This is a genomic window from Kocuria sp. KH4 (assembly GCF_053711175.1).
Genome location: NZ_JBSJYX010000005.1, coordinates 108132 through 124559 on the forward strand (window position 1 = coordinate 108132; position 16428 = coordinate 124559).

Annotated in this window: 8 protein-coding genes; 6 read left to right on the top strand and 2 right to left on the bottom strand. The window is 75.2% G+C overall.

The annotated features are described in order from the left end of the window. The first annotated feature begins 95 nt into the window (after positions 1 to 95). The 6 genes from ACWCOM_RS05830 (at position 96) to ACWCOM_RS05855 (ending at position 12218) form a co-directional block, all read left to right on the top strand. Positions 96 to 1058, top strand: coding sequence for a hypothetical protein (locus ACWCOM_RS05830; RefSeq protein WP_454547795.1), 963 nt, complete (start codon positions 96 to 98; stop codon positions 1056 to 1058). 373 nt (positions 1059 to 1431) lie between these two features. Next, positions 1432 to 5499, top strand: coding sequence for a Pls/PosA family non-ribosomal peptide synthetase (locus tag ACWCOM_RS05835; protein ID WP_454547796.1), 4068 nt, complete (start codon positions 1432 to 1434; stop codon positions 5497 to 5499). Next, positions 5496 to 6737 carry a heparan-alpha-glucosaminide N-acetyltransferase domain-containing protein gene (locus ACWCOM_RS05840; RefSeq protein WP_454547797.1) on the top strand — a complete coding sequence of 414 codons (1242 nt, stop codon included), beginning with the start codon at positions 5496 to 5498 and terminating at the stop codon, positions 6735 to 6737. The genes ACWCOM_RS05835 and ACWCOM_RS05840 overlap by 4 nt, the downstream gene beginning before the upstream one ends. A 279-nt stretch (positions 6738 to 7016) precedes the next feature. Beyond that, positions 7017 to 8429: an MFS transporter gene (locus ACWCOM_RS05845; RefSeq protein WP_454547798.1), complete on the top strand. Its 1413-nt coding sequence runs from the start codon at positions 7017 to 7019 to the stop codon at positions 8427 to 8429. 85 nt (positions 8430 to 8514) lie between these two features. Then, positions 8515 to 10620: a molybdopterin oxidoreductase family protein gene (locus ACWCOM_RS05850; protein ID WP_454547873.1), complete on the top strand. Its 2106-nt coding sequence runs from the start codon at positions 8515 to 8517 to the stop codon at positions 10618 to 10620. After that, entirely contained in the window at positions 10617 to 12218 is a 1602-nt protein-coding gene (locus ACWCOM_RS05855) for an FAD-dependent oxidoreductase (RefSeq protein ID WP_454547799.1), read from the top strand. Before ACWCOM_RS05850 ends, ACWCOM_RS05855 begins: the two co-directional genes overlap by 4 nt. A 200-nt stretch (positions 12219 to 12418) precedes the next feature. Here ACWCOM_RS05855 and ACWCOM_RS05860 read toward each other — a convergent pair whose 3' ends face one another. Both ACWCOM_RS05860 and nirB read right to left on the bottom strand, forming a co-directional pair. Continuing rightward, a complete protein-coding gene (locus tag ACWCOM_RS05860; RefSeq protein WP_454547800.1) occupies positions 12419 to 13534 on the bottom strand; it encodes a uroporphyrinogen-III synthase in 1116 nt (371 codons plus the stop codon). Between the two features lie 89 nt (positions 13535 to 13623). Continuing rightward, on the bottom strand, positions 13624 to 16251 hold the full coding sequence (nirB, locus tag ACWCOM_RS05865) for a nitrite reductase large subunit NirB (protein WP_454547801.1): 2628 nt from the start codon (positions 16249 to 16251) through the stop codon (positions 13624 to 13626). Between the last annotated feature and the right edge of the window lie 177 nt (positions 16252 to 16428).

Genomic DNA, 16428 nt, shown 5'->3' on the forward strand with positions numbered 1-16428 from the left:
CCCCCCGAACGGTCCTGGCCGATTATGGGGGCAGGAATTGCAGAGGGGAAATCGGTGCGGAGCCGCGCGGGCGGGCGTCCCCGTACGATGGACGGGTGGAAACGCAGACCGGACCGGGGGAGCAGAGCGCACGCCACCGGTCCCGGTGGGCGGTCGTTGTGGCCCTTCTCACCGGCTGCGCCCTCCTCCTGCTCGCCGCGACGCTCGGGGCCCGCTGGGCGTGGCACCCCGCGCCGACGGCCGAGAAGGAGATCTCCTGCGCCCCCTACGGGCTGCCGGGCGTGAGCGTCGCGCCCCGGGGCGAGCGGGGGCCGCTGAGCGACGGGCCGGTGCTCTCCGGCGGCGTGCGGCTGCAGGAGGAGCCGGCCGACCGGACGAACGTGGTCTTCGAGCACGACGGGGTGACCAGCAGCTACCACGTCTTCGCCGACGGCGTGGACTGGAGCCGGCCGGTGGGGGTGGTCTTCCGCCTCCACGGCGACGGCGCCTACGAGTTCCACAACCCCCAGCACAAGGTCTCCTGCCTCGCGGAGGTGGCGCGCAGCCACAACGCGGTGCTCGTGGCGCCCCGCACCCCGGACCGGCAGGGCGAGCCCACGTGGTGGGAGGACCTCGACGGCAACGCCGAGTGGTTCCTGGCCCTGGCCGAGCAGGAGATCTTCCCGGCCTATGACATCGACCGCTCCCGCACCTGGCTGCACGGCTACTCCGGCGGGGCGGAGTTCATCAGCTACGAGCTGCTGGCCGACCGGGTGGACTTCCTGCGGGGCGGCGGGGCGCTGCTCACCGGCGGCGGGGGAGCCCCGTCCGCGGGCTCCGCCCGCCCCTCGGAGGACCAGCTCGAGCACCTGCTGCTGCACTGGGACGTGGGCCTCGACGACGACGGCTCCGACCCGCGGGCCCCGTTCGACGCGCTCTCGGCGGCCGCCGCCGGCCACGCCCGCTACGAGGACGCCGGGTACCGGCGGACCAGCGTGCGCTACCGGGAGGGCGTCGACCACTTCGAGCTGCCCGAGGCGCGGGTGCTCGGGGAGGTCCTCACCGCGGCCGAGGACTGAGCCGCCCGCCGGGGCGGGCGGGGCCGCGCCGGGGCGGGCGACGTGATCGATCTCTCCAAGACCGTGCTCCGACCTGCAACGACGCGGCCGTGGGCGGGTGCCGCCGGCCGCCCGCCACGCCGCGAGCTTGCATTAGCATATGACCGCCCGTACGGTGCCGTAGAGAACAAATATGTCGGCGGGGACCGACTCAGGGGGAAGGCCGGTGCGGGGGCATCGAGCCGAGACAACGACTCTTTCGCGGTGCACCGACCCGGTGCCCCGCTCCTGGAGCGCCTTCCACACCGAACACACCGGTCCTGTGGGTCCTTGCGTCCCGCCGACACCGCCGCTGCCGGATGCGCAGCGGTGTGAACGTCGATGGGGGACATCTATGACAGTGCGCTCGACCATGCGCAGCGGCTCGACCCGTTCGGGGGGCGGCCGGCACCTGCTCGAGGACCGGGACCCGGACTCCGGCCCGCAGGAGGACACCGAGCTGCTCGACCCGGCCCTGCACACGCAGTCGCTGCCGCAGGTCCCGGGCCGCGCGGTCTTCCCGGTCGCGCCCGCCCCGGCGCCGCGGACCCTGGTGGACATCGTCATGGACACCGTCTCCCGCCACCCCGACGCCACGGCGGTCGACGACGGCACCACGGTGCTCAGCTACGCCGAGTTCCTGGAGCGCGTCGAGGCGCAGGCCCAGCGCCTGTGGGACCTCGACATCGGGCGCGGGGACCGGGTCGGCATCCGCGTCCCCTCCGGGACCGTGGACCTGTACGTCGCGATCCTCGGCACGATCTTCGCCGGGGCCGCCTACGTGCCGGTGGACTTCGACGACCCGGACGAGCGCGCCGCCACGGTGTGGGAGGAGGCCTCGGTGTGCGCCGTCTACGGCGCCGGCCTGTCCCTGGAGACCCGCACGGTGGTCCGCCCCGGGGCGGACTGCCGCGAGCCCGGCACCGGCGACGACGCCTGGATCATCTTCACCTCCGGCTCCACCGGCAAGCCCAAGGGCGTGGCGATCAACCACCGCTCGGCCGCCGCCCTCGTGGACGCCGAGGCCGAGCTGTACCTGCCCCGGCGCCCGCTCGGCCCGGCCGACCGGGTCATGGCGGGGCTCTCGGTGGCCTTCGACGCCTCGTGCGAGGAGATGTGGCTGGCCTGGCGCTCCGGCGCCGCCCTGGTCCCGGCCCCGCGCGCGGTCGTGCGCTCGGGCACCGACCTGGGCCCCTGGCTGGTCGAGCGCGGGATCACCGCGGTCTCCACGGTGCCCACCCTGGCGTCCATGTGGCCGGCCGAGGCGCTGAGCCGGATCCGCCTGCTGATCTTCGGCGGCGAGGCCTGCCCCAACGAGCTGGCCGCCCGCCTGGTCCACCCCGGCCGCGAGGTCTGGAACACCTACGGGCCCACCGAGGCCACGGTCATCGCCACCGGGGCGGTGCTCACCGGTGAGCCGCCGGTGCGCATCGGCCTGCCGCTGCCCGGCTGGGAGCTGGCGATCGTCGACCCCGCCGGCAACCCCGTGCGCTGGGGCGAGGAGGGCGAGCTGATCATCGGCGGCGTGGGCCTGGGCCGCTACCTGGACCCCGCCAAGGACGCCGAGAAGTTCGCGCCGATGGACACCCTGGGCTGGGAGCGGGCCTACCGCTCCGGCGACGTGGTGCGCGCCGACCCCGAGGGCATCGTCTTCGTGGGCCGCGCCGACGACCAGGTCAAGATCTCCGGCCGCCGCGTGGAGATGGGTGAGATCGACGAGCAGATGAGCCGCCTGCCCGGTGTGCAGGCCGGCGCCGCGGCGGTGCACACCACCCCCGCCGGCAACCAGGTCCTCGTCGGCTACCTGGTGGCCGACGCCCCGGGCTCGGTGAACCTCCAGGAGGCCCGCAGCCTCCTCGCCGACCGGCTCCCGGGCCAGATGGTGCCCGCGCTGGCGCTGATGGACGAGCTGCCGCTGAAGACCTCCGGCAAGGTGGACCGCAAGGCCCTGCCCTGGCCGCTGCCGGCCGCCGGCGCGGACGCCGCGGGCTCCCCGGTCGACGCCGAGCTCGAGTGGCTCGCCGCCCTGTGGGCCGATCAGCTGGGCCCGCTGCCCATCGACGAGGACAGCGACTTCTTCGTCCTCGGCGGCACGTCCGTGGCCGTGGCCAAGCTGGTCTCCGAGCTCCGCCGCAGCTACCCGGACGCGGAGATCGCCGAGATCTACCGCCACCCCACCCTCGCCGGCATGCACGAGTACCTCACCGGGCTCGCCCCGGTCGACGTCGCGGCCCAGGACGCCGCGCGCACCCGGCAGGTCGCCGACACCCCGCGCTGGAACGGGCTCGTGCAGGTGCCCTTCCTCGTGGGCCTCTACGCCGTCTCGGGGCTGCGCTACGTGCTGGGCTCCGCGATCGTCGTGTGGCTGCTGTTCAACCTGCTCGGTGCCACCTGGGTGCCGAACCCGCCGCTGCTGCCGCTCGTGGTCGGCTGGCTGCTGCTCTTCGCCCTGCCCGGCCGCCTGGTGCTCACCGCCCTGTTCATCCGGCTGCTGACCTTCCGGCTGCGCCCCGGCGCCCACGCCCGCGGCTCCTGGACCCACCTGCGGGTCTGGATGGCCGAGCGCGTGCTGATCTTCAACAAGTTCGAGCCCCTCATGGGCACCCCCGTGATGGTGCTGTTCTTCCGTCTGCTCGGCAACCGGGTGGGCCGCGGCGCCCACCTCGACACCCTGCCGCCGGTCAGCGGGCTCGCCGCGGTCGGCGACGGCGCGGCCGTGGAGCACGAGGTCGACCTCTCCGGCTACTGGCTCGAGGGCGACGTCCTCCACCTCGACGGCGTCACCGTGGGCGCGCACGCCCGGATCGGCGCCCGCACGCTGCTCAGCCCCGGCGCGGTGGTCGAGGACGGCGCGGAGGTCGACCCCGGCTCCCACGTCACCGGCACCGTCCCCGCCGGGCGGCTGCAGGGCGGGTCCCCGCTCGAGGACCTCGGCCCCGCCGGCGCGACCTGGCCCGAGCCGGCCCCCGGGCACGCCCACGGGTTCCGCAACGGCCTGCTCTACGCCCTGGGGCTCGGCACGGTCGGGCTCCTGCCCGTGCTGGCCGTGGTCCCCGGCGCCCTGATCGTGTTCCCCCAGGTGCAGGGCATCGAGCTCTACGAGCGGGTCTTCCCCGTCCTGGCCCTGTGGGTGCCGGTCTTCGCCGTGCTGACGGCCCTCGTCTACCTCGCGCTGCTCGTGGCCGTGGTGCGCCTGCTCGCCGGGCTCATCACGCCCGGTCACCACCGCGCCGACGGGACCGCGGCCTGGGCCGTGTGGCTGACCGGGGTGCTGCTGCAGAAGAGCCTCGTGTCGACCTACCCGGTCTACGCCTCGATCGCCACGCCGTTCTTCCTGCGGCTGCTGGGCGCCCGCGTGGGCAGCCAGGTGGAGATCTCCACCGTGGAGACCCTGCCGCACCTGACCACCTTCGAGTCCGGCTCCTTCATGGCCGACCACTCCCTGGTCAGCTCCGCGCGCACCGGCTTCGGCTGGGTGCACGTGGGCCGCTCCACCGTGGGGGAGCGCTCCTTCGTGGGCAACTCCGGGATCGTGGGCCCCGGCCGCGACGTCCCGGCGGACTCCCTGATCGCCGTGCTGTCCTCCGCCCCGGAGCACGCCGAGGCCGGCACCTCCTGGCTCGGCCGGATGCCCGCGCCGATCAGCCGGGTCAGCGACGCCGCGGACGAGGACGTCACCTACCGGCCGCGCCGGCGCCTGCTGGTGGCCCGGACGCTCGTCGAGTCCCTGCGGGCCGTGCCGTTCATGGTCACCGCGTGGATCGACCTGGCCATCGTCTACGTCCTCTCCACCGTCTACATGCGCGCCGGGGGTGGCCTCGACGGCATCGTCTCGGCCCTGCTGTGGGCCACGCCCGTGGTGCTCGCGGCCGGCGTGCTGGCCGCGCTGGTGCCCGTGATGGTCAAGTGGGCGCTCATGGGCCGCTTCCGCGAGGGCGAGCGTCCCCTGTTCAGCTCCTTCGTGTGGCGCAACGAGCTCGCCGACACCTTCGCCGAGTCGCTGGCGGTGCCCGGGCTGATCCGCCTGGCCGTGGGCTCCCCGGTGTTCAACGTCTGGGCGCGCCTGATGGGCGCGCGGATCGAGCGCGGCGTGTGGTGCGAGACCTGGTGGCTGCCGGAGTTCGACCTGGTCCACCTCGGCCGCGGCGTGTCCGTGAACCGCGGCACCGTGCTCCAGACGCACCTGTTCCACGACCGCATCATGCGCCTGCAGCCGGTGTCCATGGAGGCCGGGTCCACCCTGGGCCCGAACAGCTTCATCCTCCCGGGCAGCACCGTGGAGGCCGGGGCGACCGTGGGCCCCGGCTCCCTGGTGATGGCCCAGGAGACCGTGCCCGCCGGCAGCACCTGGGGCGGGAACCCGATCCGGCCGCTGCACGTCCCGGCCGGCGAGCTCGTGGGCGGCGAGGTGTCGGCCCGGTGAGCGCCGTCGACCCCACCGCCACCCGGGGCGGGGGCACCGCGGTGCTCAGCGTCCCCGGCCCCGCCGGGCGGCGCACCAGGCGCCGGCTGATCGGCGTGGACGCCGCCCGCGGCTTCGCGCTGCTGGGCATGGTCGCCGTGCACACGATGCCGGTGTGGGACGAGGAGGCCGGGCGGGCCTCGCTGAGCTGGTCCCTGTTCGCCGGGCACTCGGCGGCGCTGTTCGCCACCCTGGCCGGCGTGAGCCTGGCCTTCCTCTCCGGCGGCCGCACCCCGCACACGGGCCGGCGGCTGACCGGGGACCGGGCCGGGCTCGTGGGCCGCGCCGCGGTGATCGCCATCGTCGGCTTCCTCGTGGGCTTCGTGGCCCCGCCGGTGAACAACATCCTGATCTACTACGGGATGTTCTTCCTGCTCGCGATCCCGTTCCTGGGCCTGCGGATCCGCCACCTGCTGACGGCCTCGGTGCTGTTCGCCGTGGTCTCCCCGTTCCTGATGCAGTGGTCCCTGGACGTCCTGCCCGCCCACGTCTACGGCAACCCCACGCTGTGGAACCTGGTCACCGAGCCGGTCACCGTCCTGTCCCAGCTGCTGCTCACCGGCACCTACCCGGCCCTGCCGTACATGAGCTACCTGCTCGCCGGCCTGGCCCTGGGCCGGATGAACCTCACCGGCCGGCGGGTGCAGCTGTGGCTCGTGGGCGTGGGCGCGGCGACCGCCCTGCTGGCCTGGACGGTCTCCACGGCCGCGCTGCTGGTCTTCGGGGTCTACGAGCGGATCTGGTCGGCCACCCCGTGGATGTCCGAGGAGCAGATCGACGCGATCCTGGTCTTCGGCCCCGAGCCGTCCCTGCCGACCACGACCCTGTGGTGGCTGACTGTGCCGGCCCCGCACAGCAACACGCCCGCGGCGCTGTTCGTCAGCCTGGGCATGGCGGTCTTCGCCCTGGGCGCCTTCCTGCTGCTCGCCCGGCTGATCGGCAAGGCTCTCACGCCGCTGGCGGCCGCCGGGTCCATGACCTTCACGCTGTACACGCTGCACCTGCTGTTCCTGGCCACGGGGGTCTACGACCTCGCGCCCGGGTTCTGGTTCTGGATGCAGCTGGCCGTCTTCGGGCTGCTGGCCGTGGCCTGGCAGCGCGCGGTGGGCCAGGGCCCGCTGGAGAAGCTCGTGGCCCGCGTCTCCAAGGGCATCACCCGCCGGGTGGTGGCCCGCACCGCGGCCGACCGAGCCCGCTGAGGAAGCCCCAGGCCCAGCCCTCTTGATCACCGAGTCCCCCATGGGCTCGCATTTCCCCCGGATCGATCGGGGGGACGTGCGAACTCATGGGGGACTCGGCGCTTGGCGGGGCCGGGGTGAGGGGGCTCGGCGCACCCCGGGCTCACAGGACGGGGGCCGCGCCGTGAGCAGAAGTGCACCGGGGCGTTACCCCGGCCGTCGGGGGGCGAAACACGGGATTCCTACGGTGGGAGCACCGCACGCCGGTGTGCACCGCCCCCGTCCCGCCAGGAGGTCCCCGTGAGTTCAGAGCTGCACCCCGACCCGTCCACCACGGCGGGACGGTCGTCCGCGCCGGTCCCGCCGCTGGCCCTGCGCGAGCGGCCCGGCCGCTGGCTGGACGGCTACCGCCCCGAGGACCCGGAGTTCTGGGAGCGCACCGGCCGCCCGATCGCCCGCACCAACCTCGCGTGGTCGATCCTCGCGGAGTTCCTCGGCTTCGCCGTCTGGCAGCTGTGGGCCATCACGGTCGTGTTCCTGCCGGGCGCCGGCTTCCCCTTCAGCGACGCGCAGATCTTCTGGCTGATCTCCATCCCCTCCCTGGTGGGGGCCACGCTGCGGATCCCGTACACCTTCATGGTCGGGCGGTTCGGCGGCCGGAACTGGACGGTCGTCTCGGCGCTGCTGCTGCTCGTGCCCACCGTGGGCCTGGCGCTGGCGGTCTCCGACCCAGCCACCCCCTTCTGGGTGCTGCTGCTGCTGGCGGCCACCGCCGGCTTCGGCGGCGGCAACTTCGCCTCCTCGATGGCCAACATCACCTTCTTCTACCCGGTGCGGGAGAAGGGCTGGGCGCTGGGGCTCAACGCGGCCGGCGGCAACCTCGGCACGGCGGTGGCGCAACTGGTCGTCCCGATCGCCGTCTCGCTCGTCGCCCTCGGGGCCACCGGACTGTCGGTGGCCGGGTGGCTGTGGGTGCCGTTCATCCTCTTCGCCGCGTGGGGCGCCCGGAAGTACATGCACAACCTCTCCCACGCCAAGGGCGACCTCGCCGGGTCCCTGGCCACGCTGCGGGAACCGCACTTCTGGGTGATGTCCTTCCTCTACGTGGGCACCTTCGGGTCCTTCATCGGCTTCTCCAGCGTGTTCCCCAAGCTCATCGCGGACACCTTCCCCGCGTTCTCCTCCATCACCGTGGGGGCGGCGGCGCTGTCCCTGGCGTTCCTCGGGCCGCTGGTGGGCTCCGTGGCCCGGCCCTACGGCGGGAGGCTCGCGGACCGCTTCAGCGGCGCGCCCGTGACGGTGGCCGTGTTCGCGGTCATGGCGCTGCTCGCCCTGGCCGTGGTGCTCACCCTGCCGCGGGCCGACTTCTGGCTCTTCCTGGGCCTGTTCCTGCTGCTGTTCACCGCGGCCGGCATGGGCAACGGCTCCACCTACCGGATGATCCCCTCGATCTACCGGGTGCTGGGGCTGCGGCAGCAGCGAGACGCCGCGGTCTCCACCGAGCGCAAGGCCTCGGCCGCCCTGGGCCTGATCGGGGCGGTCGGCGCGTACGGCGGGTTCCTGATCCCGCAGGCGCTGAACCTCTCGAACAGCACCACCGGGGCCTACAGCGCCGCGTTCTACGGCTTCGTCGCCTTCTACGTGGTGGCCCTGGCCGTGACCTGGGCCTGCTACCTGCGCCCGGGCACGGAGATGGGCGACAGCCACATCTGAGCCGGCCCCCCGCCCCCGTCCGGAAGGAGCCACCCCCGTGAGCGCCACCGCCACCCACTGCCCCTACTGCGCGCTGCAGTGCGCCATGACCCTCGACCCGGACTCGGCCGCCGCCGCCGCGCAGGGCTTCCCGGAGGTGCGGGCCCGCCCGTTCCCGGTCAGCGGGGGCGGGATGTGCCGGAAGGGCTGGACGTCGGCGGAGCTGCTGGCCCACCCCTCGCGGCTCACCGCGCCGCTGCTGCGCGGGCCGGACGGGGTGTTCCGGGAGGTCTCCTGGGACACGGCGCTGGACCGGATGGCCGGGGAGTTCCGCGCCGCCCAGCGCCGCTACGGCCGGGACGGGGTCGGGATCTTCGGCGGCGGCGGGCTGACCAACGAGAAGGCCTACCAGCTGGGGAAGTTCGCGCGGGTGGCCCTGCGGACCTCGCGGATCGACTACAACGGCCGGTTCTGCATGTCCTCCGCCGCCGCGGCGGCCAACCGCTCGCTGGGGGCGGACCGCGGCCTCCCGTTCCCGGTGACCGACCTCGACGACGCCGACACCGTGCTGCTGCTCGGCAGCAACCCCGCCGAGACCATGCCGCCGTTCGTCCGGCACCTGGAGCACGCCCGGGAGCGCGGCGGCCTGATCGTGGTGGACCCCCGCCGCTCCGCCACGGCCCGGCTGACCGACGACGACGGCGGGATCCACCTGCAGCCCACCCCCGGCTCCGACCTTGTGCTGCTGCTGGGCCTCGCCCACGTGGTGCTGCACGAGGGCCTGGCCGACGCGGACTACCTGCAGCGGCGCACCACCGGCGCCGAGGCCTTCCGCACGAGCATCGGCGCGTGGTGGCCTGAGCGGGTCGAGCAGGTCACCGGTGTCCCGGCCGAGCGGCTGCGCCGCGCCGCCCGCCGGCTGGCCCGCGAGCGGCGCGGCACCTACGTGCTCACCGGGCGCGGCGCGGAGCAGCACGTGGACGGCACGGACACCGTCACCGCGGCGATCAACCTGGCGTTGCTGCTCGGGCTGCCGGGCGTGGCCGGCTCCGGCTGGGGGACGCTCACCGGCCAGGGCAACGGCCAGGGCGGGCGCGAGCACGGCCAGAAGGCCGACCAGCTGCCCGGCTACCGCTCGATCACGGACCCCGCCGCCCGCGCGCACGTGGCCGGGGTGTGGGGCGTCGACCCGGCGGAGCTGCCCGGCGCGGGGATCCCCGCGGTGCAGCTGCTGAGCACCCTCGGCACCGAGGGCGGCGTGCGCTGCCTGTGGGTCAACGGCTCCAACGTGGTGGTCGGGGCCCCGGACACCGCCGCCGTCATCCGGGGGCTGCAGGCCCTGGACTTCCTGGTGGTCTGCGACCTCTTCCGCTCCGAGACCGCCGAGTACGCCGACCTCGTCCTGCCGGTGCCGCAGTGGGCCGAGGAGGAGGGCACCATGACCAACCTCGAGGGCCGGGTGCTGCGCCGCCGCCGGGCGGTGGACCCGCCGCCCGGGGCGCGGGACGAGCTGTGGATCATGGCCGAGCTCGCCCGGCGCCTGGAGGCCCCCGGCACGTTCAGCCCCGACCCGCAGGCGGTCTTCGAGGAGCTGGCCCGGGCGTCGGCCGGCGGGACGGCCGACTACTCCGGGATCGGCTGGGCCGCCCTGGACGCCGGGGAGGCCTGCTACTGGCCGTACCCGGCCGGCAGCTCCACCGGCACGCCCCGGGCCTTCCTGGACCGCTTCGGCCACCCCGACGGCCGGGCCCGGCTCGTCCCGGTGCGGGCCCGCGCCGCCGGCCGAGCGGTCGACCCGAGCCCGCGGGCACACCGCCGGGAACCGCTGCACGGACCGGGAACGCTGACCCTGACCACCGGCCGGTACCTGGAGCACTACCAGTCCGGCAACCAGACCCGCCGCGTGGCCTCCCTGCACGGGGCCCGCCCCGAGTCCCGGCTGCAGATCCACCCCGCCACCGCGGCCGCCCTCGGCATCCGCGACGGCGCCGCGGTCGAGGTGACGAGTGCGCGCGGCCGCGCCGTGGCGCTGGCCCGGCTGAGCACCGACATCCGCCCCGACACCGTCTTCCTGCCGTTCCACTACGCGGGGGACCGGACCGCCAACCGGCTCGTGGCCTCGGACGTCGTGGACCCCGTCTCGTCCATGCCCGAGTTCAAGGCCGGCGCGGTCACCGTCCGGGCGATCGACCCCGAGGAGAGGACCCGATGAGCGCGCACCGTCCCACCCGTTCCGCCGGCACCCCGATGCGCCCCGGCGAGCACGTGGTCGTGGTGGGCTTCGGCCCCGTGGCCGCCCGGTTCGTCGACGACGTCGCCGACCTCGCCGCCGCGGGCACCATCCGCCTGACCGTGCTCGGCGGGGAGACCGAGCCCGCCTACAACCGGGTGCTCGTGGGCGAGCACGCGATGGGCCGGGCCGAGCTCGCCACGATGCGCCTGGCGGACCCGCAGCTCCTGGCGCGCTCCGGGATCGACGTCCGGCTCGGCGCGCAGGTCACCCGCATCGACCGCGCCCGCCGGCTCCTGCACGTCACCGACCGGGCCGCCGGGACCTCCGGGCGGCTCGGCTACGACCGCCTCGTCCTGGCCACCGGCGCCCGCCCCAACCTGCCGGTGCTGCGCGGGCTCAACCCCGATCCGCTGGCCTACGAGCACCTCCCCGCCGGGGTCACCGCGCTGCGGGACCTGCGCGACGCCCGCGCCGTGCGGGCCGTCGTCGAGCGCCGCGGCCGCGTGGTGGTGCTGGGCGGAGGCGTGCTCGGGCTCGAGGCCGCGCTCGCGGCGCGCGAGGCCGGCTGCCCGGTGACGGTCGTCCACCACGCCCCGTGGGTGATGACCCGGTCCCTGGACGCCGCCGGCGGGGCGCTGCTGGGCAGGGCGCTCGGCGCGGCCGGCGTGGAGGTGGTCTCCGGGGCCCAGGCCCGCGAGGCGCTCCTGGACCCGGACCGGCGATTCCGCGGCCTGCTCCTGCAGGATGGCCGCGAGGTGCCGGGCGAGCTGCTGCTGCTCTCCGTGGGGGTCACGCCCCGCACCGAGCTGGCCGAGGGCGCCGGGCTGCGCACCGCCCGCGGCATCGTGGTCGACCACGAGCTGGAGGCCGACGTGGAGCGGCGCGTTTTCGCCATCGGCGACTGCGCCGAGGTGCTGTGCCCGGACCCGTCCTGCCAGGTCTGCCCCGGCCGGGCCGGCCGAGGACCCTCCGGGCTCGTGGGCCCCGGGTGGCGCCAGGCGGAGTGGCTGGCCGCCCGCGTGCGCGCCGAGCTCGAGGCCGTGGCCGAGGGCGGGACCACCGTGCTCGCGCCGCTGACCGAGGGCCCCGCCGGGGCGGTACGGCTCAAGGCGCACCAGGTGGAGCTGGCCTGCGCCGGGGCGGTCGGCGGACCGGCGTGGGAGCCGCGCCCCGACGGCGGGTCCGTGGTGCAGTGGGCCGACGGCGCGGCCGGCACCTACGCCCAGCTCGTCCTGCGCCCGGACCGGACCCTCGCCGGCTACACCGTGCTCGGCCGGCCCCGGGGCGCGGCGGAGATCGGCCTGCTGCACGAGCGCGGCGACGCCGTGCCGGAGGACCCGAGCGTCCTGCTGCGCCTGGACGGTCCCGACGCCGGGGCCGTCGCGCGACCGGCGAGTCCCGAGTCCACGGTCTGCCACTGCGCGGGCGTGAGCCGGGGCCGGATCGCCGACGCCGTGGGGGCGGGCGCCGCCACGGTCGAGGAGGTCGGCCGCGCCACCCGCGCCGCCACCGGCTGCGGCGGCTGCAAGGCCGCGGTCGCCCGGATCATCGACGCCCACGCCCCCGCCCCGGCCTGACCCCCCGCCCCCGCGGCCCCGAGCCCCCAGCCCCTCCGCCGAGCTCCCAACCGACGCGCGTTTCCCCATGATGATTCGTGGGGATGTGCGCGTGGGTGGGGGACTCGGCGCCGGCAGTGGGGGATCGCTGCGGGCGGGCGGCTCGGTGCGGACAGTGGGGACTCGACGCTGGCAGCGGGGGGGGGGGTGCAGGGGACGGGTCAGGGGGACAACCGGTAGCCGCGCTTGATCACCGTCTCCACGACCGGGGCGGGCAGGACCTTGCGCAGCCGCGAGATCACCATCTCCAGGGCGTGCTCGGTGTCCAGGCCCGGCACCGCGCCGAGCAGCTGCGCCCGGGACACCACCGCGCCGGGGGTCGCCGCCAGCGCCCGCAGCACCGCCGCCTGCGCGTCGGAGAGCGGGACGAACTCGCCGTCCAGCGCGGTGCCGGTGCTCATCAGCCGCAGGGTCCCGTACCGAGTGGGCAGCACCACGGTGCGCTCCTGCGCGGCGTGGGTGCACACGGCCCGGACCAGCGAGCCCAGCCGGAACCGCTCGGGCACCAACGGCTCCACCCCGGCCTCCAGCAGGGGCCCGGCGCACACCGGGCCGACCGCGGCGGCCGTGACGTCGCTGCGCAGCGCCGCCACGAGCTCGTCGTAGTGCCCGGTCTCCTGCGCGGTGCTGAACAGGGCGTCCACCGCCGGGGCGGCCGTGAAGGTCAGGACGTCGAGGCGGCGCTCGCACACGTCCCGGATGAGGGAGGGCAGGCGCTCGCCGTCGTCGGCGGAGAGCCAGCGGTAGGGGGCCACCGTGTCCACGCGGGCGCCGGCGGCCACGAGGCGCTCGAGCTGCAGCTGGTCGGTCAGCCCGTGCAGCTGCACGGCCACGCGGGTCCCGCGCACGCCGTCGGCCAGGAGCCGGTCCACCACGGAGGAGGTCCGCTCGTCGGCGGAGACCTCGGGGTCGTCGAGTTCGAGGGAGAGCACCTGGCCGCGGGCCTTCGCGCCGCGGGTGAGCACGCGGGCGGCCCGGAACGCGTCGCGCAGCTCCTCGCCCAGGCCGGCGGCGTCGGCGGCCTCGAACCACCGGCGCAGCCCGTAGGCCGTGGTCACCACGAAGACCTCCGGGCGGTGGGCCAGCAGCGTGCGGGTGTCCTCGATGACCCGGGTGTCCTCGGCCACGGGGGAGATCATCAGGGCGGGCGCGTGCACCACCTGGGCGCCGCGGCGCTCGAGGGCCGAGATGAAGTCCGTGGCCCGGCGGTGGGCGGTCACGCCGACGCGGAACCCGGTCAGCTCACCGAGCGCGGGGGCGGAGGGTGCAGCGGTCATGGCCCGAGGATATGGCCGCCCTGTGACCGCCGTGTTTCCGCGTGTTTCCGGCGGCGCACAGCCCTCCGGCCGGCCCCGGCCCGCCGCGCTCACACCCCGGCCGGGGTCCCGCTCGGGGCGCCCCCGCGCACCGGGATGCGCGGACCGGTCAGCAGCACCGGCCCGGCACCGGCCTCGGCGGCCGCGCGCTCGGCGTCGGTCGCCGGGCGGCGCTGGCCGCGCTCGAGCACGTAGTCCTGCGAGTCGTCCGGGGCGGCGTCGTTGACGAAGGAGCGGAACCGGCGCAGCCGCTCGGGGTCCTTCAGCGTCGCGGCCCACTCGTCCTCGTAGCGGTCCACGTGCCGGGCCATGGCCTCCTCCAGCTCCTCGCCGACGCCCAGGGAGTCCTCGACGACGACGGCGCGCACGTGCGCGATCCCGCCGTCGAGCTCCTCCTGCCACCGGGCCGTGCGCTGCATCCGGTCCGCGGTGCGGATGTAGTACATCAGGTACCGGTCGATGTAGCGGACCAGGGTGTCGTCGTCCAGGCCCTGGGCCAGCAGCTGGGCGTGGGCGGGCGTGGCCCCGCCGTTGCCGCCGGTGTAGAGGTTCCAGCCGTCGGTGGTGGAGATGACGCCCACGTCCTTGCCGCGGGCCTCGGCGCACTCGCGGGCGCAGCCGGAGACGCCCATCTTGAACTTGTGCGGGGAGCGCAGCCCCCGGTAGCGCAGCTCCAGCCGCACGGCCATGCCCACGGAGTCCTGCACCCCGTAGCGGCACCACGAGGAGCCCACGCAGGACTTCACGTTGCGCAGCGCCTTGCCGTAGGCCTGCCCCGACTCGAACCCCGCGTCCACCAGCTCCCGCCAGATCTCGGGCAGCTGCTCGAGCCGGGCGCCGAACATGTCCACCCGCAGGGCCCCGGTGATCTTGGTGTAGAGCCCGTACTTGCGTGCGACCTCGCCGAGCACGATGAGCTTCTCCGGGGTGATCTCCCCGGCCGGCACGCGGGGGACCACGGAGTAGGTGCCGTCCTTCTGCATGTTCGCCAGCGCCCGGTCGTTGGTGTCCTGCAGGGCGCCGCGCCCGGCGTCGAGCACGTACTCGTCGCGCTGGGAGGCCAGGACGGAGGCGACCACGGGCTTGCAGATGTCGCAGCCCAGGCCCGTGCCGAACCGGCCCACCACTTCGTCCCACGAGGACAGGTCCAGGGCGCGCACGGCCTCGAAGAGTTCGGCGCGGGAGAGCTCGAAGTGCTCGCACAGGGCCGTCGAGACCTCCACCCCGGCCTTGGCGAGCTCCAGGTCCAGGGTCTTCTTGAGCATCGGCACGCAGGAGCCGCACTGGGTGCCGGCCCGGGAGCACGTCTTCAGCGCGCCGATCTCGTGGACGCCGCAGGCGATCTGCTCGCGCACCGCCCCGGTCGTCACGTTGTTGCAGGAGCACAGCACGGCGTCGTCGGGGAGGTCGCCGGCGGGGGCCTCCGCGCCGGAGGCGGAGAGGTAGGCGCCGGGCTCGCCCGGCAGCTCGCGGCCCAGCAGGAGACGCAGCGCGTTGTACGGCTCGGCGTCCCCCACGAACACCCCGCCCAGCAGGGTCTTCGCGTCCTGGGTGACCACGACCTTCTGGTACATCCCCCGGGCCGGGTCCGCGTAGACGACCTCGAGGCAGTCCTCCGTCTCCCCGTAGGCGTCGCCGAAGGAGGCCACGTCCACGCCGGCGAGCTTGAGCTTCGTCGCGGTGTCGAAGCTGGCGAACGTGGAGCGCCCGCCCGCCAGGCGGTCGGCCACGATCTCGGCCATGGTGTTCGCGGGGGCCACCAGGCCCAGGCACTCCCCGTTCCAGGAGGCCACCTCGCCGATCGCCCAGACGTGCTCGGCGGAGGTCCGGCACGCCTCGTCGATCACCACGCCGCCGCGCGGGGCGGTCTCGATGCCGGCGTTGTAGGCCAGCCGGTCCCGGGCCCGGATGCCGGTGGCCACGATCACCAGGTCCGCCTCGAGGTCGGGGGAGTCCCGGAACTCGACGGCGCAGACCTCGCCGTCGGCCTTGCGCAGCCCCACCCCGGAGGGCCGCTCGCCCAGGTGCAGGCGCACTCCCCGGGCCGAGATCAGGGCGTTGAGGGAGCGGCCGGCGCCCTCGTCGAGCTGGGCGTTCATCAGCCACCGGCGGGAGTGCACCACGGTGGCCTCCGCGCCGAGCTCCTGCAGCCCGCCCGCGGCCTCGAGGCCCAGCAGGCCCCCGCCGATCACCACGCCGCGCGGGGTGCGGCCGTAGCGGGCCCGCAGCCGCTCGACCTCGGCCCGGATCGCCGCGACGTCGTCGAGGGTGCGGAAGACGAAGGCGTGCTGGGCCCCGGGGACGTCGAGGCGGGCGGCGGCGGAGCCGGTGGCGAGCACGAGCTCGTCGTAGCCGGTGACCGTCCCGTCGGCTGCGGTCACCGTGCGCGCCGCCGGGTCGAGCTCCCGCGCCGCCACGCCCTGGCGCAGGTCCACCCGGGGGTCCTGCCACACCGTGCCCCCGCCCAGGGTGAGGTCGATCCTCCCGTCCGGGCCGGTGAGCGCCTTCGACAGCTGCACGCGGTCGTAGGGCACCCACGGCTCGTCGGCGAACACGGTCAGGCGCACGTGGTGGTCCTCCGCGGACAGCACCGCCTCCGCGAAGCGGTGGGCGGCGGGCCCGCCGCCGACCACGACGACGTGCTGCGGGGAACGGGCCGAGAAGGGGGAGCGTGGCACGGGGACCTCCGGGAACGGTGGGCGGGCAGGGCGTCGGGCACGACTCTAGGAGGGCGGGGTTGCCCCGTGATTGCCCTGCCGTTCCGCGGGCTTTTCGCTTTCCTCACCGTCCGCCCGGGGGTCCGTGAGCGGCGTTTGACCCGGCCGAAACGGCGCCGGAGCGGACCCGAAACCGGC